Origin of the sequence: Sphingorhabdus contaminans (assembly GCF_007280415.1) — a bacterium.
GTDB classification, from domain to species: Bacteria; Pseudomonadota; Alphaproteobacteria; order Sphingomonadales; family Sphingomonadaceae; genus Sphingorhabdus_B; species Sphingorhabdus_B contaminans.
Genome location: NZ_VKKU01000001.1, coordinates 968,717 through 989,917, shown reverse-complemented (window position 1 = coordinate 989,917; position 21,201 = coordinate 968,717). Strand labels below are relative to the sequence as shown.

Genomic DNA, 21,201 nt, shown 5'->3' with positions numbered 1-21,201 from the left:
GCGATCATTGTCTCGCACCGGCAACCCTACATTTCAATGCTGGAAATCTGTGCGGTTGAAGCAAAAATCGAAGCGATCCACTTCCCGAAAAGTGTGGGTTATAGAGCGGTCAAACGTAGATATAAATATACTGAACTTTTACTTCTATCGGTTTGAATAATTGGCTTTGGAAATGCCTCAGAATTCTAATCTCCGCCTCTTCCTTGACGGAATCAACACGCATAACCACTATCTCCGCGCCTAGGATATTGGGGAAATAGACAGGGTAGGGTACTTTTTTCGGATTTGTCTTGAAGTCGGGATATGTGTTTTTTGGTGTGTCGCCGTCCACGGTAAGAATATATGTGAAATATTCAGGGACATCTTTCCGGAATACCGACAATCTGAAGAGAATCTGATTTGTTTTTGGCTTGAACTTCAAAACCTTTAACTCGACCGTTCCTTCTCGTTCGTCGGGCTGAAGATATTTTGTTGTGTAGGGTACCGGAACAATATCGCGCGCCCCCTGATCGGCCGGATCTTTTGCTCCGGACAGGAAGTATTTGTCTAGCTTGCCATCGTCATTGCTGTCGACGAAGCAAAACCGCACTTCTACTTCATATTTGGAAAACCAATCACCTATCATCGCCTCAGCAAAACCAGATCGAGTGCGCTGGTTCCTGCCGCAATAAAAACGGCCGCTTGCGCCTGTAAGATATTCAATTTTTGCAGGGCTTAGAACAGGTGTTAACCTGTCGCCCTGCCCAATTTCGTCAGAAAATTTGGCTACAGAAACCGAGATTGGCTCATCCACCGTAACAACTTCGGTTTCATAAATTTTGGCCCGCAGGACGACATCATCCTTCCGCACAGTAACGGTTTGACCAACTTGCGGTCCGGTTTCCGCCGCTATCATGGTCTGGGGTAATGGAGTGACGGTATTGCGTGCAGCGATAAGAAACGGGACTACCCCACAGATCAGTAAGACCCGCAATTTGCGGTTTGAATTTGCCAGCATGTTCCCCCCATTTTCATTTGAACCTAAAATTGCTGCCTACCACTCCCAATTTTTCTGCAATATCATGCCTCGACAACGCCTTCACTTCCGATGCCGTCATCATCATCATCGCTCTCTTCAATCTTGGCGGCGCTGACGACATGTTCATTCTCACCGACATTGAACAGGCGCACACCGGCTGTTCCGCGGCCCAGAACGCGCAGGCTGTCCAAAGGCATGCGAATCAATTTTGCCTGATCCGTCACCAGCATGAGCTGATCCCCTTTGGTTGCCGGGAAACTGGCCACGACAGGGCCGTTGCGCGCCACATTGTCAATATTGGTGATACCTTGTCCGCCACGCCCGGTCCGGCGGTAGCCATAGGCAGAGGATAGTTTCCCATAGCCATTGGCGCAGACCGTCAGGATGAACTGTTCCTTTTCCGCCATTTCGGCGATGCGTTCGGCCGACAGGGTGGGTTCGCCGTCCTTTTCGGGCTTCCAGGGCGCAAACCGGAGATATTCTTCACGTTCCTCGGCAGAGGTCCCAACGCGTTTCAGGATCGATAGCGACATCACCTGATCATCGCCGATCAGTTTCATCGCCCGGACACCGGTCGAGGCCCGGCTCTGGAATTCGCGAATGTCGTCGGCGGCAAAGCGGATCGCCTTGCCGTTGCGGCTTGCCAGCAAAATATCGTCTTCGGCGCTGAGCAATTCCACACCAATCAGGCGATCATCCGCATCTTCGCCCTCAAACTTCATGGCAATTTTGCCGTTTGAAGGAATATTGGCAAAGGCATCCATGCTGTTACGGCGGGCATAGCCTTTGGCAGTTGCAAAGACCACGCTCAGGCCGCCCCACTCGGCCTCGTCTTCCGGCAGAGTCAGAACGTTGGAGATGACTTCGCCTTCGCTGAGGGGCAGAATGTTGACCATTGGCCGGCCACGTGTTTGCGGACCGCCTTCCGGCAGCTTCCAGACTTTCAGGCGGTAAACCTTGCCGATATTCGAGAAGAACAGCACCGGAGTATGCGTGCTGGTGACAAATAGTTCGGTGACGGCATCTTCTTCTTTTGTCGCCATACCCGCACGGCCCTTGCCACCGCGTGCCTGGGCGCGGAAGGTCGCAAGCGGCGTGCGCTTGATATATCCGGCATGGGTAACGGTAACGACCATTTCCTCACGTTCCATGAGGTCTTCATCGTCCAGCCCATCCCAGCTTGCCGTGATTTCGCACATGCGGGGCGTAGAAAACTCGGCGTCAATTGCGACCAGTTCGGCCCTCAGGACTTCGTAAAGTTTGACCCGGTCGCCCAAAATAGCGAGATATTCGGCAATATTGACGGCAAGACCGGACAATTCCTTGCCAATCTCGTCCCGGCCAAGCGCCGTCAGGCGATGCAGACGCAGTTCCAGAATTGCGCGAACTTGCAGTTCCGACAATTGGTAGCTGTCGCCAGTGACGTCCGCCTCGACTGCTTCGACAAGCCGGATATAGGGCGCGATCTCTGCAATCGGCCATTGCCGTGCCAGCAAGGCGGCGCGCGCTTCTGCCGGACTTGCGGAACCACGGATGATCCGGACCACTTCGTCCAGATTGGTGACAGCGACAACAAGGCCAAGCAACAGATGGGCGCGTTCCCGTGCCTTGTTCAGCTCGAATTTGGTGCGGCGTGTGATGACCTCTTCACGGAAGCGGACGAAGCTTTCGATGATGTCCCGCAGATTCAGGACTTCGGGTCGGCCGCCACGAATGGCCAGCATATTGGCGGGGAAGCTCGACTGCGCCTGTGTATGGCGCCAGAGCTGGTTCAACACGACGTCAGGCGTCGCATCGCGTTTCAGATCGATGACGATACGGACACCTTTGCGGCTCGATTCGTCCCGGATATCGGAAACGCCCTCAATCCGCTTGTCTTTGGCCGCTTCGGCAATTTTCTCGACAAGGGCGGACTTGCCAACCTGAAAGGGGATGCTTGTCAGAACGATCGACCGGCGGTCCCCACGTCCTTCTTCGATTTCATGTCGGGCCCGCATCATGATCGAGCCTTTTCCTTCGCGGTAGGCGGCGCGGGCGCCACCTTGACCGAGGATCAGCGGACCAGTCGGAAAATCGGGCGCCGGAATAATCTCGATCAACTCATCCACCGAAATGGCGGGGTTATCGATATAGGCGAGGCAAGCCCGGATAACTTCGCCCAGATTGTGAGGCGGAATATTGGTGGCCATGCCGACGGCAATGCCGCCTGCGCCATTGACCAGCAGGTTTGGAAAGCGGGCAGGTAGTACCTGCGGTTCTTGCCGGCTGCCGTCATAGTTGGGCTGGAAATCAACCGTGTCCTTGTCGAGGTCATCCAGCAGGGCGTTCGCAACCTTGTTCAGTCGCGCCTCTGTATAGCGCATCGATGCCGGAGGATCGGGGTCCATTGAACCGAAATTGCCCTGACCATCAATCAGGGGGACGCGCAGCGACCAGTCCTGCGTCATGCGGGCCAAGGCATCGTAAATCGCGCTGTCGCCATGGGGGTGATAGTTGCCCATGACGTCGCCGACAATCTTGGCCGATTTACGATATGGGCGGCCCGCGACGAATCCGCCCTCCTGGCTCGCGAACAATATGCGGCGGTGCACAGGCTTCAGCCCGTCGCGCACATCGGGAAGAGCACGCGCGACAATAACGGACATGGCATAGTCGAGATAACTCGACTTCATTTCATCGACGATGTCGACGGGAGAAATATCGGAGGGGTCTAGAGTGGCTGTATCATCGCTCACGCCGCGAAAATCCTTATATTTTTTGAATTGCCCGACCCTAGACCAGCTAGCCGCCGAAAGCCACCCGAGGGGGTCCGAAAAACGACTTTTTAGACAACTTATCCACAGATAAGGGGTGCGGTGACTTCAGGGTGCGACCATGTGTCCATCATAGGCGAAAACCAGACCGGAATCGTCCGCTTCAAGGCCTTGAAGCACGTCCAGAAGCTGGCTGGCTGCCTTGACAGGTGTAAACCGCTCATGCTCCGGATTGCCTTTAAATGGAGCACTCAGGCCGGTTTCAACGGTGCCGGGATGCAACCCGACAATGATCGCCTCTGGATTTTTCCTCTGCCATTCAATCGAAAGGTTCCTGATCAACATGTTGAGTGCCGCTTTCGATGCCCTATAGCTGTGCCAACCGCCTAACCGGTTATCCGAGATACTGCCGACCCGGGCAGAAAGGGCAGCAAAACAGGTGCGACCCGTGCGTGGCATCAATGGCAGAAAATGCTTGGCGATAAGGGCAGGGGCCACAGCGTTCAGTCGGTAATTCTCGACCATCCAATCGGCGTCCAGTTCTCTGATGCTCTTTTCGGGACCGCGCCCGTCCTTATGCAATATTCCTGTCGCGACAATGATGAGGGTAGGGGTGATTCCCGATTGCCGGACATGTTCTGCCGCGGCGGCAATGCTAGCCTCATCCAGAATGTCGATGGCAGGAGCGGAATGACGGGAAAGGCCGAGGACAGTTCCGAAGCCATCATGATCCTTGAGACTTTCGAACAGTCCGGCGCCGATACCGCCCGTCGCGCCGATGATAATCGCCCCGATATTTGTCATTTGCTATCCAATTTCCGCTGTTCAACCGCAATTCATGCGTGGTCGCTATCCTATTTGCTCTATGCAGGGCGAATATCTATAGTAATCCCCATCTGAGATAATATGCCTAAACACCCTAATCGCGGAGAGTAGAATGAAGTCTGTTTCCAAATTTGCCCTTACCTTGTCGCTTCTGGCGCTGCCGTTGACGGCATCGTATGCTGTCGCCGAGGAAAAGCCTGCCAAGGAGAAAAAGGGCAAGGACAAGAAGGAAGCTGCACCTGCGGCTCCGAAGCGCAATTATTCGAAGCCGTTCATCGCGGCCTATACCCCTGTTGTGGACCTGCTGAACAAGCAGAAAAATCCCGCAGGCGCCAAAGCCGAGTTCCCGAAGGTTGTCGCAGCGATTGCAAATGACGATGACCGCTACGAAGCCGGAATCCTTGCGATCAATATCGGGGCCGGCGTCAAGGACCTCGAGTTCCAGGAACAGGGCATCGACTTGTTGCTGGCATCGGCAACCACGCCTGCGAATATCAAAACGGAATATACGTTCCGCAAAGGCGCCATTGCCTATGATGGCAAGAATTTCGTCAACGCCGAAAAGCTGATGATCGAAGCCTATAATATGGGGCATCGCGGCAACAATATCGAGTTTCTGATTTCCAACGCCCAGTCGCAACAGAACCGTGATGCGGACGCTATTGCCTGGCTCGGCAAGGCGATCGAAGCCGACAAGGCTGCCGGCAAGGTGAACAAGGCATATTTTGTGCGCGCGGCAAATCTGGCTGCAAAAACAAAGAACTATGCCGGTGCGGCAAATTGGTATAAGCAGTTGCTCGCAAACGAAAATAACCCGGACTATTGGCATGATGCCCTGGCGTTCTTTGACCGTTCGCTGACGCTGAATCCGGAAGAAGAGCTGGATGTAATGCGCCTGATGCGCGTGACCAACGGTCTGCGGTTCCAGCAGGAATATGCCCAATATCTGGATAGCCTGAGCTATATTGGCGTGCGCTATCCGGCAGAAGCGGTGTCCGTGCTGGAAGAAGGTTTCGCAAAAGGCGTTATTTCCCGTAACAACGTGACTTTCAGTGAGAAATACACCGAAGCCAAGGCACGCCTGACCGAAGATACGGCGACGCTTGCCGGCACTGTGGCTCCTGCAAAGGCGAGCCCCAAGGGCATGCTGGCGTCCCTGACGGCTGACTCCTTCTTCTCGCACAAGAAATATGACACCGCGAAAGAGCTCTACGAATCGGCTCTTTCAAAGGGTCCTGTTCTTGACAAGGACGGTAAAGACCAGACCGAGCGCACACGTTTCCGCCTTGCCATGTCCAAGGTCATGCTTGGCGATTATGCCGGTGCGAAGGCTGATTTTGCTTTGATCACCGGCGCAAACCGCAAGGCGATTGCCGAATATTGGTTGATGTACATCGACCACCTGTCGAAGGCCCCGGCGGCACCTGCTGCGCCGGCGACGACCTGAGCTAGGGCTGGTAAATCATGCAACGAGAGGGAGGCTTCGGCCTCCCTTTTTTATGCCACGGGTATGGGAACGCCCGGCTCATCCTTGGCCGTGCGGATCGTCAGCGATGTTTTGACGCTATTGACGTTGGGCGCGGATGTGAGTTTCGAGGTCAGGAACTCCTGAAACGACTGCAGATCGCGCGCGACGATTTTTAGGATGAAATCAATTTCGCCATTCAGCATATGGCATTCGCGCACGTCGGGTAATGCGCGCACATGCTGTTCAAAGGCTTTCAGATCGTCTTCAGCCTGGCTCTTAAGACTGACCATTGCGAAAACGGTAATGGTGTACCCCAGGGACGCGGCGTCGATATCGGCATGATATGATTTGATGGTCCCCGACTGCTCCAGCGCGCGCATCCGGCGAAGGCAGGGCGGGGCGGTCAGGCCGACTTTCGTTGCAAGTTCCACATTCGTGATTCGGCCATCCGCCTGTAATTCGGCGAGAAGCTTCAAATCTATCGAATCAAGGTTCATATTAGCCATGCTCACGACATTTCCGTTTCCAATTGTGCACGCGCTTATAATATTATTATAGCGGATTGCAATTGTCCCATAGTGTGACGCGCATAATTTGCCGCTTTCGCATAGCTTTCAGCAGGTATATCGGTATAGGGGCAGGGATAATTTTACATTAGGAATATTTGCAATTGCGCTTTGATGATCGCCTCGAAACTGCCTTGCGACAGGCAAATGACAGCGACCATGGCGCAGCCGCGAAGTGGCAGCAACTTGTTGATATTCTGGCGCAAAACCCCATCGATTTTGATATCGAATATGTCGCGCGCGGTCTTCAGAAGGTCCGCGACTTTCTGCCCATAATTTCCCCGCAGACGCGCGAACAATGCGTTAAATCTTTGGCGGGCCGCATCATGTCCGCGCCCTTGGTGTTGCTGCTGTCGGGCGATATTCCCGCCGTCGCGTCGGCAGCCGTCGCGGGTGCCCGTCTGACCGACGAAGAATGGGCCGAAATCGTTCCCACGATGCCGGTGCGTGCGCGCGGCTTTTTGCGGAACCGGAAGGATCTCGGTCCGCTGACCCGGCGCGCCCTGTCCGTGTGGTCGGGCGCGGACTTTGTTTTGCCACTGCCCGAAGTTTCTTCGGACAAGCAGGCGCAAAATGGTGTCCAGATCCGCGATATTGTCGAACGTATCGAGCGGCTCAGGACCGAACGGCAATCCGCCCCTGTGCCTGAATTCGCCAGAGCCATGGACCATTTCAGCGAATTGCTGACCCCGGTGACAGAAATCCGTTTCGAAACCGACGAAAATGGAACCGTGAGCTGGATCGAAGGCGCACCCTCGGGCGCCGTTGTCGGTGTGGACATAGCCGAACCCGCCTTTGATGAAGGCCCTGGCCCCGACGCCTATGGTGCAGCGGCCTTTCGCCAGCGCATGCCGCTCGAAAACGCACGTATGCGCCTATGCGGTGCCCCCTCGGTTGCCGGTGACTGGCGGATCAATGCCTCGCCCTTTTTCGATCCTGTCAGCGGCCGCTTTAACGGCTATCGCGGCATCTTCCGCCGGCCCACTGTAGCGGAAAGCGCGCTTCTTCCCTCTGCCGCCCAGCAAAGTTCGGAACATATCCAGCAACTGGTGCATGAATTGCGCACGCCGCTGGGCGCCATCATCGGCTTTTCGGAGATTATCGAGCAGCAGCTCTTCGGCCCCGTGACCGAGGATTACCGCCAGCTGGCGCGCAATATATTGAATGATGCGGAGCGTTTGCTGGCCGGTTTTGACGACTTGACCACGGCCGCAAAAATCGAAGCGGGGAATTTTTTCGCCGAACCCGGTGTCACCGACTGCGACTGGCTGACGGTCCGGCTCGCCGACCGGCTCCGCGGGTTGAGCGACCTTCTTCAAGTGACCCTCAATCTGGTGCACGCCCATCCCGTGCGGCCGTTCGCGGTTGAAAAGGAACTGGCGGAGCGCATTTTTTCGCGGCTGCTTTCGGCGGTGATCATAGGGTGCGAGCCCAATGAAGTGCTGGATGGCCGTTTCCGGACAGAACCTGGCTTGAATGCAACAAACCGCTTCGTGTTGACGCTGCCTCGCAAATTGCTGGAAATGGATGAAGCCGAATTGTTCGGCTCAGGCCCCGCTGTTCTCGACGACTCAACCGAGGCACCCTTGCTTGGCCTTGGCTTCTCATTACGCCTCGTGCGCAGTCTCGCCAAAAATGTCGGCGGTGATTTACGTTTCTACAATGAAGCTCTGATATTGTCTCTCCCAGCGACCAATGACGGCCGCACCGGAATTAGAGACGAAGAGCGAGAGTGAGATGTTGGCGCAGAGGGCAGATGACAGAAAATCCGTTCTCTCCACCTCTTATTCCGACGATTTCGAATTTGCTGATCTGACGGCGTTAGGAAGCCAGCGCTTTCTGGTAACCGTGGATACCGAAGAAGAATTTGACTGGGGCAGCCCGTTTTCCCGCGAAGGCTATGGAACCAGGCATTTGGCTGCATTGCCGAAATTCCAGGAACTTTGCGACCATTATGGCATCAAGCCTTGCTACCTTGTGGACTATCCCATCATGGAAGATCCGCTGGGTGTCGAGTTGATGAGTGATTATGTTCACAGTCACCGCGCCGAAATCGGGGTCCAGTTGCATCCCTGGGTTAATCCTCCTTTCGAAGAAACACTGAGCCACCATAACAGCTACGCCTGCAATTTGCCGCCAGAGCTGGAGCGGGCAAAGTTAACCACCTTGTTCAACACCATTGTTCAGCGCACCGGGACTACACCGGATGCATATCGCGCAGGCCGGTACGGCGCTGGTCCTCATACAGCTGACATACTTGTCGATCTGGGTCTTACGATCGATACATCGGTCCGGGCACGGTTCGACTATTCGGAACAGGGCGGACCGGACTATACACATCATCCGGTCAATCCTTACTGGATCCGGAAAGGGTCATTGCTCGAACTTCCCCTGACGACCGTCTTTTCAGGTGCAATGCGTTCTGCCGGAAATGTAGTTTTCGGCGAATGGTTCGGCTCACAACTCGCCCGGTCGGTTCTTGCGCGGTCCAGCATGCTCGAGCGTATCGCACTCACACCCGAAGGCATTCCCCTGGCAAAGGCGTTGGAGGGAATCGATCTCGCCATTGAAGAACGTATTCCGATCATCAACCTTTCATTCCATTCCCCTTCATTAGCAGTGGGCTACACACCCTATGTACGCACCGAAGAGCAGCTACAGGAGTTCTATGCGTGGTTCAGTGGTGTCTTTCAGCATCTGCATGACAGGGGTGTCCGGCCCACAACAATGGCCGAAATCAAATCCGCCAGCCAGTTTCCTTGGCTGGGCTAAGATAAACACTTGCCAGCGGTCCCCTAGTTCCGCTATCGGCCCGCTTGCGATTGGCAAGCCGGTCGGGGCCTGTAGCTCAGTTGGTTAGAGCTGGCCGCTCATAACGGCTAGGTCGGGGGTTCGAGTCCCTCCGGGCCCACCAGCCTTCGCGACGTCATTGACGGATGCGTCAGGCGGGCTCGAAGTAAAAGTTGCCTGCCAACGAAGTTGGTGGAAGGCGGTCCTCAAGGATTGCAACATTGATGTACCAGTCGGGGAGTAGCGCAGTCTGGTAGCGCATCTGGTTTGGGACCAGAGGGTCGCAGGTTCGAATCCTGTCTCCCCGACCACTTCTTGGAAGTGTCGATTTTTTCTGTCCTTGTCGAAAATCCAGACTCCAAAGTTCTTTTTGGAGAGTGACGTGACTGAAGGACCTACCCGCTACCCCAACGTTTCGCGTTTTTCTTGATGATCTTCGCGCACCCGGTTTTTTCAATTCGGTTCGCGACCTCATAAACTGTTTTGGCTACATCAGCAGACGGCGCAGCGGCGGCCGTCGCGGCGATTTCGGAAATCGCCTCTGCCTTGCCATTTTCCCGGCACATTGCCTCTTTTGTCAGCGAGGTGGCATATTCACGGGCATCTTTTATGTCGCTGTCGCCTGCCTGGCATGCGCACAGCAATAAAAGAGAAATTAACGCGACACTAACTTTCATGAAGGGCCGAATAACTTCGCCAAAACGGGTTGTCAAAATGGAATTTTAGTCCGTTTTGCATGTTGGATAAGTTGATCGGGTGATGACAAAACGCAGCCTTTTTATGCTACGAGTTTCATATCAAATGCGGCAAGAACATCGGCGACACCTTGAGGTTGGGTAGGTTTCTTAAGCAGCCGAAGCGCATCCTCAACATCCATTCTATAATGATGCACGCTGTCGAGGGCAGGGGTGCGCTGTGCGCCCAAAGACAGCATCAGTGTTTTCGCCGGTTTGTTTTCCGGCAGCACGTGAATTTCCAATGATTTTATACCTGCCTGGGAGCAATGCGACAGGACCGCCGCAATCAGCATGCGCGCCAAGCCATATCCTTGATACTCGTCAAGAACGGCAATGGCTAATTCGGCATCAGGACTTTCCGCATTTTCTCTTATGGCGTGCACGGCGCCTATGGCGGGACATTCTTTCCCATCAAGCAGACGCGCGCCCCAACCTATATGGAGATGGCCGTCGACGGAACCCAGGCGTTGCACGACAGATTCAGGCGGTTCCTTGAAGGTTGAAAAGAAGCGCAGATAACGCGCATGATCGGACATCTCGATGATGCCCTCACGAATAAGGTCCAGATCGCTCGGGCGTATCGGGCGTAGTAAAACCGGGCGGCCGTCGGTCAGGCTTGTTTTGATTTCTGCCATTTGACCGGCAGAAAAATCGACGCTTTTGCTCATATCGATACCTCTGCACTGTAGACAGAATATACATTGTAATGCTATGCTAATGGTTAGAGGGCCAAACGTATCGGGGCCACTTTTGTTCCACTCTGCCTTGGCGGGTCAAAACTTTGACACTGTCAAATTAACGTAATGTTTAGCGATCTCCCTTAGCAGTGGATGGATCAAAAGGAGTGCTGTCCGTGCGAAAATCAATATTACTGCTCGGTACCATGTGCCTCGCGGCAACCGCGGTTGGAAGCAGCGTTAACGCACAAAGCGAGCGTGCGGGGTTCCGGCTATCGGCGGTTGTAAATACGGTGTGCCGCCTCGAACTCCCTGGTGCGAGCACAGGGGGCAGCGGCCAGGTTATCGATTTCGGCTCCTTTTATCAGCTATGCAACGCCCGTAACGGATATCGCGTTGTGATGCGTCACCCCGCCAATCTGGAGGGTGCTACGCTGTTTTGGGATGGCCGTGCTGTGCCACTTTCTCCGGGCAACGAAACGGTAATCGCCGACGAAAACCATGCTGCATCGAAATATAGCGATGTGCGTCTCGACGTTCGCGGCGTGGACATTCCTATCAGCAGCCTGTCGTTCCGGATCGACCCCAAAGGGTCTGTTTACTAACTACAGAAATCAGTTTTCCCGTCGCAAGGCGCAATCTGCCGATGAAATACCATCGCGCGGTGTGAATGTGATTGTGACCGTGTCCTTATAGTTGCCTGCGGGTAGCGAAGCTATGGACGACCGGTTTAATCCCACTTCAAACTGCTTGCCGATACCCATGGGGGCAGGGGTCATTGGGCACAGCAGAGTATCTCCCGAACTAACGGGCACACCTGCATAATTCATGGCGTATATGATGCCTTGCGGCTCGCTAGATCTGCGTTTCAGCAATCCGCCATTTTCGCTTTCAAACTTGACGGCAAAGGGCAATGTGCTCAACGCCGTGATATTGATTGCACGGTTAAGGGTAGCCGACGCGGATCCGACGTCGCCGAAATTGATCGTCCCGCGGGTTTGTCCCGCGCTACCGATATAGGCCGCAACATAGCGTGGCACCGTCAGGGACAGTTCGACCGAAGCGGGTTGTTCCTGCGTCGCGCCAATTTGCCGGCCCTGGGAATCAAGGCACTGGTAACGGACGGTCAGGTTTTCGCGATGGACTTGGGCAGGGGCTTGCTGTCCTGCGGGCACCGACAGGCGAAAACGTGTCAGTTGGACACCTGCACGTTCGGCAAATTGGATCTGCGCACCGGTAGTTGGCTGAGGCTGTTCGTTACCCACGACGAGCATGCGCCGTGTGTTATCTTCGAGCCAGCTAATGTCGTAAACCGAGGGACCGGTAATACCAATTTGTGGTCCGTTCATTTGCGGCGTCGTGTCGACAAGAAGGAAGCGCACGCCGCTTATCCCGTCGGCCAGCCTGCGGATACGCAAGTCAAAGGTTTCGATCGTAGGGCTGGTTTCAAAGGGCTGATAGGCGACACGACCCCCATTGCCGACCAGTTCGAACTGAGCGCACTGAGTCTGGCCAAATGCCGGCGCAGTCACCAGCATGGCTGTGCCTGCCACAATAGACTTCATCACCGGTTTCATTGCGCGTCTCCTAATTTCACGTCGCCCAAACGTACTACACCAAGGCTCTTTGCCGGAATAACGATTTCGACAATCGTCGGGGGCTCGGTCGGCATTTCGATCCGCCAGCGTCCGGGACGCATCCCCGAAATGCCGAAACGGCCTGTGCGGTTTGTGAATATGGTAAGGGTGCGCGGGTTGCTGACACCCAATTCGGTGGCTTTACCGGACAGCAAACTGACCGGTGCGCCATCAAGGCCTATCAATGTGCCAAGGGCGGTCACCGAATAATCCGAACCCGCCGTTACCAGATATCCACCGCGGTAGGGCGGCAATAGCTTGGCGCTGGCGGCGCCAAGGTCATAACCAACCGGTGCCTGTGGGACATCATATGTCAGGGTACGGCGGATATAGGCGCCGAGATTCGGGTCAACTGCAGGACCGAACACACCGGATTTCGCGGTGTAATGTTCGTCTCGCGGATCCACGATGACTTGGGCACCACCGAGAGATTTATGGGGAGCGACCATCGCAAAGGAATCGTAGATGGGCCGTGAGAGGGCAAATTTGCCGCCTGCAAACGCTATCGCAGTCCCCAGACGAAGTGACGTGCGCTGCGAATCTGTGCGCCGTCCGGTCAACTCATATACCGTCGTATGGGTCAGGCCGATTTCCGCCCGGTTCGCCGTGTAGTTGAAGCCGCCATTAAAGCCGGCATCGTCTTCGCTTACGTCAAGATCGGCCGAGGCTGTCCAGCTTCCGACGCCTTCACCCGATGCAGTTTGGTATCCGATCCTTGCCCGTTCTGTGCGGGTGTCTACTTCGACAACGCCGTTTGACCGCGGTCCGAATTTGACAGCAAGGGTGGCACGGACGCCATATTCGCTGCCAAAAATGGCGCGGCGTTCGTAGGTGCCGTCGACCGTCAGATTGAGGCGGGAGTTTATCGTGTAACCATAGGTCAGGCGGGTACTTACCTCATTACGGAATGCGCCCCGCGCAACGCCATAATCACCGCTCAGGGAAATGAACTGGGATTGGCCAATGGGTTGCGCGTAAGATGCGGACAGGTTCCATTTGATCCGGTTGTCGACGCCGGCAAATCCCGGATTGGCAAATTTCGCACTCCGGTATTCAACGCTGGCGGCTATGGACCGCGGTGACGCATTGTAACCGCCAAAGCTCTTCTGAAGGCCGACATTTGCGGCGAAACCTGTGCCGATGCCGTCTACATCGCTTGCGGCCGCGTCGATGCCGATAATGCCGATGGCGCTGGCAATAACCGCTTCGACACCTGCAGTCGCGCCGGCCTTGTTAATGTTGAAATTGCCGCCCAGGGTAACTGTTTCGCTCATCCCGCGCCGGTACCAACCGGATGCCGCAGGTTCGCTCGTCTGGTAATCGCGCGACGACCGGCGAAATGGCGCCAATATGCCCGCTTGGAATGAAAACTCGCTCAAACCTTCGGCAAGCAGGGTGCGGTCGAAAAACTGCGAAAATGTGATCCGCTGCGTCCCGCCTGCATCGTCCTGAATGTTAAATTCGACGTTGTTTGTCCCTTGGACGAACGGGAAATCTCGGATGTTGTAAACGCCAGGTTGCAGACGCACGCGGCGGATCAGTTGCCCGTTAATCATGGCCTCGACTGTTGAAGGGCGTGTCAGCGTAAAGGACCTGTCGCCACGCGGTTGCACGTTCCGGAGCGGGTCGACGATAGAATAGACGCGCGTCGCCGAAAGGCCCGCGATCTGCGGACTTCCCGCAAAGCCCCGGCCGCTCGTAATCAAGTCACCGGCCGCGAAACGGACGAGGCGTTGACGGTCATCATAGACCAAGCGTGTTCCTTCGCGGGTGAAGAATTTTTGGGCATCCGAATCCAGACGGACGGTCGCCTCATTTTCCAGCACGAAACCTTTATAGCGGATGGCGCTGTCGATCAGGCTGGTGGGCGATTGGAAACCGGAATCGACCCCGTTCCAGACATAATCCCCATAGCTCCTGAAATTGATGTAACCGCTTAAAGTGGCTGGTTCCGAATATTGGCCGGTGGCTGCTTCTTCGAAACGGCGCAAGGAAATATCCTGCGCATCCCGCGCGTCGGCGGGGATTTGGATATTGAGGCTGATGCTCGTGGGATCGTAATTGATGACATATCCCAAACGGCCAATTTGCGCAGCGAGCGCGTAATCCAGTCCGGCAAGCTCTGTTTCGAGCGCACGGAGTCTTTCGGTCGAAATGACAGGACGGACGGCTTCGATGAAAGATTTCGATTCAACCTTGATCGCGTCATCCGCCGTGAGGATGAACGATACCTCGTTCAAGACAAACGCCCCGTCGCGCATGGGTGCCGAAAGGCTGATGTCACTGCCTGTGGGGTTAAGGCGGAGTGCGGGTTGTTCAGCCAGATCCACCGGCTGCTTGGGTGCAAAACTGTACTGGACAGCAGCTGCAGGTGGCGATGTCGGCGCGTCGTCTGCAAAAAACTGGTAATCCGGCGCCGCTGGCAATGTCGTGACTGCGGGCGGGGAAGGGGGTGTCTGGGGGGCAATTTTTGCCGCCAAAGACTGATCTTTGCGCAGACCTGTTCCCACGCCTGTCAAACTGTCTTCAAATACATGATATTTTGGCGGGCGCGCGATTGCCGCCTGCACTGGGGCAGTATCGACCGTTACCGGAACAAGATCCTGACCGTGATCGCGTTCGGCAAAAATGTCGGCGTCAAAATCAACGGACAGGGCCTGCAGTAGGGCGGGATTGGACAACGCCAATGCTGCGCCGCTTGCGCCTGATGATGCAACTGCCGGGCTGGAAAAAGACAATCCTCCCATACCAAGGAGGATTATCGAAGACGTCCGCAGGTGCGTCGGGCTAGCGTGTTGATGGTGTGAAATACGCCTCAACGCTACCCCCCGATGCCGGCAACACAATTCCGGTCTGCATTTTTCGAACTTGCCCTGCGCCCACCAGACCAAAGCCGATTTCCTGCGAAATCTGGTCGCCGGTCATGGTTTTTCTGAAGATCTCTTTTCCGGCATCATCTTTCTGGACAATGCGAAGGGATCCGTTGGAAAGATATCCATATGTGTCCGCATTGTTGTTCAATACCAGCAATACGCGGGGTTTGCCGTCGCCACCGATATAGGATCCGGCATTGGACACGGTGATGTTGGGCTTTTTGCCCGCCATGCTTACGCCGGTTACAATCTGGAAATTATACAGTAGCTGCAGTGCCGATTCCCCCTCGGGAATTTTGACCGGCAATTGTGCAACGGTCACGAAATAATGGCGGCTTTTTGCAAGATCCGGGTCACCGACATATTGGATGCGAACGGCTTGTGTGCCGCCCGGCGCAATTTGTGCTTGTGGCGGGAACACCAGCAAATCGTCGGTCGCCTTGCCCGTCCCGCGCACACCTTCGTCCGTATATTCGGCTTCCTGGGTCAGCACTTCGAGGATGACAGGCTTGGCGTATTTATTCTCGATCGTGACGACCTGGGACATGCGCTGTCCGGATGTCTGCAAATCGACAACCACCGGCGAGACAGTCATTGCGTAAAGCGCGGTCGCTATGCTTGCGCTGGCTGCAACCGCAAGCGCAGCGTAGATTGCTGGTTTAGGCCGAAACGGCATTATAGATAAGTCCCCATTTTTTGTCCTTCGGGTAGGACAAAAAGAATCCCGGGGGCGGAAAATGCCGCCCCCGGGTGTCTCTATCCATTTTTTATACGCCGGGTGTCAACTCGATGGTTAACGTGCTGATATATTGGCCAGCAATCAGGCGGTTTGCGTCAGCGGTAAAGTTACCGCGTGCTGCTGTGCTGTTGCCGTTGGTGACGGCTTCTGAATTCAATTCCGCTGCGAATACAACCTGTGCGCCCGTACCGGTCGCGCCAAAGCGTCCAACGGTGATTCCAGCACCCGAACCAACGCCAGGGCCATTGCCTTGACCATCAGAGGTACCTTCGGTGGGCGTAAAGCCATCCGAACGTACGGCGCCGACGATGTTCATCGTTACATCATAAACAACCGCACGGTTAAAACCGTCCGTACCTTTTACGCCGCCGTCGGTTACAAACGCGGTGCGGTACATTTGCAGCGTATTCTTCGCGCCGGTGCACCATGCGGTGACATTGGCCTGGTTCATTTTGTTCGCAACCGAACTCGAAACGGTTGCCAAGGCAAAACCTTCGTCATTCGACAAAGCGTTCGTGTCCAGATTGAGAGTGTAAGTCGTTGCTTCGAGATTGCATTTAGCAGGGTTCGTTGCATTGATTGTGAAAATTTCGGTGTCGGTGCTGCGATTGTCACCATCGGCAAAAGCCGGCGCCGAAGTGATTGCAGCGAAAGTCGCGGCCGCTACTAGATATTTCTTCATCAGCTTGTTCCTTCATACTCAAAACCTGTCTGATTTTGGGGGAGATCAGACCCTCTCCTTGCCCCACCGCATTTTTCTCCGATGAAATGCGGCCTGGAATTTCATTTATGTGCAACGCGTCATCATGTGCTCGGCGCCACTATAATCGTCAGAATTTCCTGATAGGCGCCTGCAGCGAGCCGGACGGCATCACTTGTTTCGCCTAGCCATGTCACGGTCAGTTCACCCTCCCGGCCGATGGCCGTCGTGTTTCGACCAGAATAAAGTCCGGAGCCGGGTTCGGACCCGTAAAAACGGCAATTGGTGTTGGCCGAAGTCAAAGCCGAAGACGCACATTCGCCTGCAGAAACCAGACCGGTCTGGTCTGTATTGAACTGGAGTCCTGCCACGTAATTTTTGCGATAGGCAAAGCCGGCTATACCCGCATTCGGGCCGTTTGCGCCGACCAGTTGAAGAGCGCCATTTTGCGCCGCTACACCAATTTTGAATGGGGTGTTGCAATCGAGGCCGAACCGGAATGCGATCCGCGTCGGTTCGTCAATACGCCCGGTGTCGTTGGAATTGGCGCCGAGCGCAGCAATGCCGCAGCGTTGGCTGATGGATGCCTCAATATCGATCTGAAGCGTGTTTCCGGACGGAGCCTTTGCCTGAGCATTTTCGGGAAAGGCAGTACATATTGCGCCGAAAAATGCGCACGCTGCAAAAAATCTAGCCCCTGAAAATCGCACAACACACCGCCCATTATTCTCGTTTCTGTCACCTTACCGACAATCGGAAAGGAGTTTTCAGATGCTTGCGACCCTCAGCGACCCAGGTTTTTCCCGCCCCGAATCGACTGATTAATTTTGTGTAAACTTGTGCAAAAATTCTGTCGAAAGAAATGATGGTTAAGGGTTGTAACGTTTTACATCACGTTGAAATATAATGAAAATCTGACATTCCAAAAAACGGGATAATTAACCATTGTTATGAAGATTCAGCGTTTTACGGGGTTATCCCCCCTGTTTTACTGCAGCGGTGGAATTGCGCCGAATCTATTGATCTTCGGGCGCCGCCTTTGCAGCATCAACCTCCGCTTTTGCATCGGCTTCGATCAGTTTTGTGGCTTGCTCTGCTGCCTCTTCGATAGATTGCTGCTTCTCTTTCACGGCATCCTGAGTTGCCTCATTTTGCAAAACCGCGCTAGCTTCTTCGGCATCTTTTGGCGTCGGCTCTTCTGTACACGCCGTCAACGCCCAGCAGAGCGAAGCCAAGAGATACCAATTCTTCATGGCTTCAGTTCGCCCTCATAATTTGCAACGACGGCAAGCGTAGCAACCCATGCGGCCACATTTTGGCGCATTTCAGCTTTGTCTATCTTGTCCAGCGTGTCGTCCGGGGTGTGGTGCAGATCGAAATATTTCGTTCCATCCTGTTGCAAATCAATGATGCCCAATTTTTGCGCGGCAATGATTGCCCCAACGTCCGCTCCGCCACCGGCAGGTGCCTTGCGGGGAACGACACCCAAAGGGGCGAGCGCGGCTATGATCTTTGCCTTTTGTTCAGAAGCGCTGTCGGGCAACGTGAAGTCTACCGCCCAAACCTTGCCTGCGCCGAAATCGGATTCCATGGCCAAAGCATGGGGTTCGGCCGCGTGCTTCGAACCATAATCCTTGCCACCCCAAATTCCGACCTCTTCGGCGCCGGCCCATAATAAGCGGACTGTTCGTTTGGGTTGACCCAGCGTCTTTAAATGCTTCGCAGCAGCAGCAATAATCCCGCAGCCAGCCGCATCGTCAATTGCGCCCGTACCCAGGTCCCAGCTATCCAGATGACAGGCGATAACAATGATAGGCAGTTGCGGATTGGACCCTTTCACCTCTGCCAGCACATTGCCGGATACCTGCATGCCGACATTTTTGGGCGTCAGTTTCAGTTTCATGGTGACAGGCTTGCCGCGTTTCAGCATCCGTTCCAGATTCTCGGCGTCGGGTATCGATAAGGCACCTGCGGGGATGGGGGTGACATCTGCATCGAAATTGGTATTCCCGGTATGCGGATTGCGATGGTAGTCGGTGCCTGCGGACCGGATAACAATTGCTGCAGCTCCTTTCTTAGCTGCAATATTTGGCCCGACAAACCTTGCAGGTCCAAATGCGCCATAGCTGCTTCCGTCCTGCGTACGCATCATGGAATGGCTGACAAAGGCGATCTTGCCTTTCAAACTGCCGTCGGGGGCAGCGCGAAGATCATCAAGGGTAGGGAAATACACAATCTCGCCTTCGAGACCCTTATCGCCGGTACTGCCGCTATTCCCCAGTGCAGTTACCGCGAGTTTGTGAGTGAAGGGCGCTATAATCTCTGCCGTTTCCTCACCACGTACCCAAGTCGGCATCTGATATTCCTCAATACGCACATTGTCGAAACCCAGAGACTTCAGTTTTGCGACCGACCATGTGCGTGCGCGCGCTTCGGCTTCGGTGCCGCCCTGACGGGGACCAATCTCGGTCGTCAGACCTTCGACAATGTCATAGGCAATTTCATCCGAATTGAGGGCAGTCGAACGCACCTCTTCGAGTGTTGGCGCGGCAAGAAGCGGCGTGATTGCAGTGGAAAGGAGCAGCATCGAAGCCGCGGCGGACGATTTAGTCAGGAAGTTCATAAGATGCAGGCATAATCAGCTTCCCGAGTTTTGCAATCCCGCCTTGCGGGGACCGGACCAGATAGCTAGGGATGCGGCCAAATCACTGAAAATCCCAGACAGGAAAGTTACCGAAATGGCAGCTCAATACAGCTTCGTAATGAAGGGAATGACCAAAACCTTTCCCGGTGCGAACAAGCCCGTCCTTAACAATATCAATTTGCAATTTTATCCCGACGCCAAAATCGGGATCGTAGGCCCGAATGGTACCGGTAAATCGACCTTGATGAAGATCATGGCCGGTATGGATACTGAATTTACCGGGGAAGCATGGCCCGGCGAGAATATCCGCGTGGGTTATCTGGCACAGGAACCGGAGCTTGATCCGAACAAGACGGTCAAAGAAAATGTCATGGATGGCGTACGGCCAATTGCAGACCTTGTTGACCGTTTTAACGAGATTTCGATGCTGATGGCTGATCCGCCAGCGGACGCCGATTTTGATGCCTTGATGGAAGAAATGGGCACATTGCAGGAAAAGATTGATGCCGTCGATGGCTGGAGCCTCGACAGCCAGTTGGAACTGGCGATGGACGCGCTGCGCTGCCCGCCGGCAGACAGCCCGGTTACAAATTTATCCGGTGGTGAAAGGCGTCGTATTGCGTTGACGCGCTTGCTGCTGGAAAAGCCGGATATTCTTTTGCTCGACGAACCGACGAACCACTTGGACGCGGAATCGGTCGCTTGGCTCGAAAAGCATCTGGTCGATTACAAGGGCAACGTTATCCTCGTCACCCACGACCGTTATTTCCTCGATAATGTCGTTAGCTGGATCCTCGAACTCGATCGGGGTCGCTATTTTGTCTACGAAGGCAATTATTCCACCTATCTGGAGAAGAAGGCGAAGCGCCTCGAACAAGAAGCGCGCGAGGATGCGGGTCGCCAAAAGGCAATCAAGGACGAGCTGGAGTGGATCCGGCAAAGTCCCAAGGCGCGGCAGACCAAGTCCAAAGCGCGTATCAAATCTTTCGATCAACTGGTCGAGGCGCAAGAAAACCGTGCGCCCGGCAAGGCCCAGATTGTCATCCAGACGCCCGAACGTCTTGGCAGCAAGGTTATCGAGGTCAAGAATGTGACCAAGGCCTATGGCGATAAATTGCTGTTCGAAAATCTGTCCTTCACCATTCCCCAGGGCGGTATTGTGGGCGTAATCGGTCCTAACGGTGCCGGTAAGTCTACGCTGTTTCGCCTGATTACGGGGCAGGAAACTCCGGATAGCGGCGAAATTGAAATTGGTGAAACGGTTAAACTCGGCTTTGTAGACCAAAGCCGTGACGACCTTGATCCTAATAAGAATGTCTGGGAAGAAATTTCAGGCGGTGCGGACTTCATGAAACTCGGCAAGCATGAGACGCCTACCCGCGCATATGTGGGTGCGTTCAATTTCAAGGGAACCGATCAGCAGAAGAAGGTTGGCCTGCTCTCGGGTGGTGAGCGTAACCGTGTCCATATGGCCAAGATGCTCAAAGAAGGCGGAAACGTACTTCTGCTCGACGAACCGACCAACGACCTTGACGTCGAAACTCTTTCGGCTTTGGAAGAAGCCTTGGAAAGCTTCGCCGGTTGTGCCGTGGTCATAAGCCACGACCGCTTCTTCCTTGACCGTCTGGCAACCCACATCCTCGCATTTGAAGGCGATAGCCATGTGGAATGGTTTGAAGGCAACTTCGAATCCTATGAAGAAGACAAGATTGCGCGTCTCGGCGAAGAGGCAACTCGTCCCCATCGTGCAACTTATAAGAAGATGACACGTTAA

General features: G+C 54.8%; 18 protein-coding genes and 2 tRNA genes. 7 read left to right on the top strand and 13 right to left on the bottom strand.

All coding sequences use genetic code 11. The features are described from left to right. Window positions 1–109: 109 nt before the first annotated feature. The 3 genes from FOM92_RS04840 to FOM92_RS04830 all read right to left on the bottom strand — a co-directional run bounded on the left by FOM92_RS04840 (window position 110) and on the right by FOM92_RS04830 (window position 4,575). Window positions 110–997, bottom strand: a complete 888-nt coding sequence (locus tag FOM92_RS04840) for a hypothetical protein (protein ID WP_143775658.1) — start codon at window positions 995–997, stop codon at window positions 110–112. Between the two features lie 62 nt (window positions 998–1,059). Further along, window positions 1,060–3,753 (bottom strand): DNA gyrase subunit A, encoded by a 2,694-nt coding sequence (gyrA, locus tag FOM92_RS04835; RefSeq protein WP_143775657.1) that lies wholly within the window; start codon window positions 3,751–3,753, stop codon window positions 1,060–1,062. Between the two features lie 126 nt (window positions 3,754–3,879). Further along, window positions 3,880–4,575 (bottom strand): SDR family NAD(P)-dependent oxidoreductase, encoded by a 696-nt coding sequence (locus tag FOM92_RS04830; RefSeq protein ID WP_143775656.1) that lies wholly within the window; start codon window positions 4,573–4,575, stop codon window positions 3,880–3,882. A 133-nt stretch (window positions 4,576–4,708) separates the two neighbouring features. On the opposite strand from FOM92_RS04830, the gene FOM92_RS04825 reads away from it, so the two are divergent. Then, on the top strand, window positions 4,709–6,043 hold the full coding sequence (locus FOM92_RS04825) for a hypothetical protein (RefSeq protein ID WP_143775655.1): 1,335 nt from the start codon (window positions 4,709–4,711) through the stop codon (window positions 6,041–6,043). Window positions 6,044–6,093: 50 nt separating this feature from the next. On the opposite strand, the gene FOM92_RS04820 is transcribed toward FOM92_RS04825, so the two are convergent. Further along, window positions 6,094–6,570 (bottom strand): Lrp/AsnC family transcriptional regulator, encoded by a 477-nt coding sequence (locus FOM92_RS04820; RefSeq protein ID WP_143776319.1) that lies wholly within the window; start codon window positions 6,568–6,570, stop codon window positions 6,094–6,096. Between the two features lie 164 nt (window positions 6,571–6,734). Between FOM92_RS04820 and FOM92_RS04815 the strand changes: the two genes are divergently transcribed. From FOM92_RS04815 to FOM92_RS04800, 4 genes are all read left to right on the top strand, one after another. After that, window positions 6,735–8,366, top strand: a complete 1,632-nt coding sequence (locus FOM92_RS04815) for a histidine kinase dimerization/phospho-acceptor domain-containing protein (RefSeq protein ID WP_143775654.1) — start codon at window positions 6,735–6,737, stop codon at window positions 8,364–8,366. Between the two features lies 1 nt (window position 8,367). Beyond that, entirely contained in the window at window positions 8,368–9,402 is a 1,035-nt protein-coding gene (locus tag FOM92_RS04810) for a polysaccharide deacetylase family protein (RefSeq protein ID WP_246087148.1), read from the top strand. A 65-nt stretch (window positions 9,403–9,467) separates the two neighbouring features. Beyond that, window positions 9,468–9,544, top strand: a tRNA-Ile gene (locus FOM92_RS04805). A gap of 110 nt (window positions 9,545–9,654) precedes the next feature. Then, window positions 9,655–9,731, top strand: a tRNA-Pro gene (locus tag FOM92_RS04800). 84 nt (window positions 9,732–9,815) lie between these two features. Here the strand turns inward: FOM92_RS04800 and FOM92_RS04795 are convergent. Further along, window positions 9,816–10,097, bottom strand: a complete 282-nt coding sequence (locus FOM92_RS04795; protein ID WP_143775653.1) for a hypothetical protein — start codon at window positions 10,095–10,097, stop codon at window positions 9,816–9,818. A 101-nt stretch (window positions 10,098–10,198) separates the two neighbouring features. After that, window positions 10,199–10,825 carry a GNAT family N-acetyltransferase gene (locus tag FOM92_RS04790; RefSeq protein WP_143775652.1) on the bottom strand — a complete coding sequence of 209 codons (627 nt, stop codon included), beginning with the start codon at window positions 10,823–10,825 and terminating at the stop codon, window positions 10,199–10,201. A gap of 185 nt (window positions 10,826–11,010) precedes the next feature. Between FOM92_RS04790 and FOM92_RS04785 the strand changes: the two genes are divergently transcribed. Next, window positions 11,011–11,439 carry a hypothetical protein gene (locus FOM92_RS04785; RefSeq protein ID WP_143775651.1) on the top strand — a complete coding sequence of 143 codons (429 nt, stop codon included), beginning with the start codon at window positions 11,011–11,013 and terminating at the stop codon, window positions 11,437–11,439. Window positions 11,440–11,448: 9 nt separating this feature from the next. On the opposite strand, the gene FOM92_RS04780 is transcribed toward FOM92_RS04785, so the two are convergent. The 7 genes from FOM92_RS04780 to FOM92_RS04750 form a co-directional block, all read right to left on the bottom strand. Then, window positions 11,449–12,411, bottom strand: coding sequence for a hypothetical protein (locus FOM92_RS04780; protein WP_143775650.1), 963 nt, complete (start codon window positions 12,409–12,411; stop codon window positions 11,449–11,451). Beyond that, window positions 12,408–15,209 (bottom strand): fimbria/pilus outer membrane usher protein, encoded by a 2,802-nt coding sequence (locus FOM92_RS04775; protein WP_143775649.1) that lies wholly within the window; start codon window positions 15,207–15,209, stop codon window positions 12,408–12,410. Before FOM92_RS04775 ends, FOM92_RS04780 begins: the two co-directional genes overlap by 4 nt. Window positions 15,210–15,258: 49 nt before the next feature. Then, on the bottom strand, window positions 15,259–16,020 hold the full coding sequence (locus FOM92_RS04770) for a fimbria/pilus periplasmic chaperone (protein WP_143775648.1): 762 nt from the start codon (window positions 16,018–16,020) through the stop codon (window positions 15,259–15,261). A 91-nt stretch (window positions 16,021–16,111) separates the two neighbouring features. Beyond that, a complete protein-coding gene (locus tag FOM92_RS04765; protein ID WP_143775647.1) occupies window positions 16,112–16,765 on the bottom strand; it encodes a hypothetical protein in 654 nt (217 codons plus the stop codon). 122 nt (window positions 16,766–16,887) lie between these two features. Further along, window positions 16,888–17,493 (bottom strand): hypothetical protein, encoded by a 606-nt coding sequence (locus tag FOM92_RS04760; protein WP_143775646.1) that lies wholly within the window; start codon window positions 17,491–17,493, stop codon window positions 16,888–16,890. Between the two features lie 306 nt (window positions 17,494–17,799). Continuing rightward, window positions 17,800–18,036, bottom strand: a complete 237-nt coding sequence (locus FOM92_RS04755; RefSeq protein WP_143775645.1) for a hypothetical protein — start codon at window positions 18,034–18,036, stop codon at window positions 17,800–17,802. Further along, window positions 18,033–19,406 (bottom strand): M28 family peptidase, encoded by a 1,374-nt coding sequence (locus tag FOM92_RS04750; RefSeq protein ID WP_246087147.1) that lies wholly within the window; start codon window positions 19,404–19,406, stop codon window positions 18,033–18,035. Before FOM92_RS04750 ends, FOM92_RS04755 begins: the two co-directional genes overlap by 4 nt. 115 nt (window positions 19,407–19,521) lie before the next feature. Between FOM92_RS04750 and ettA the strand changes: the two genes are divergently transcribed. Beyond that, complete coding sequence (gene ettA, locus FOM92_RS04745) at window positions 19,522–21,201, top strand: energy-dependent translational throttle protein EttA (protein WP_143775644.1); 1,680 nt, start codon at window positions 19,522–19,524, stop codon at window positions 21,199–21,201.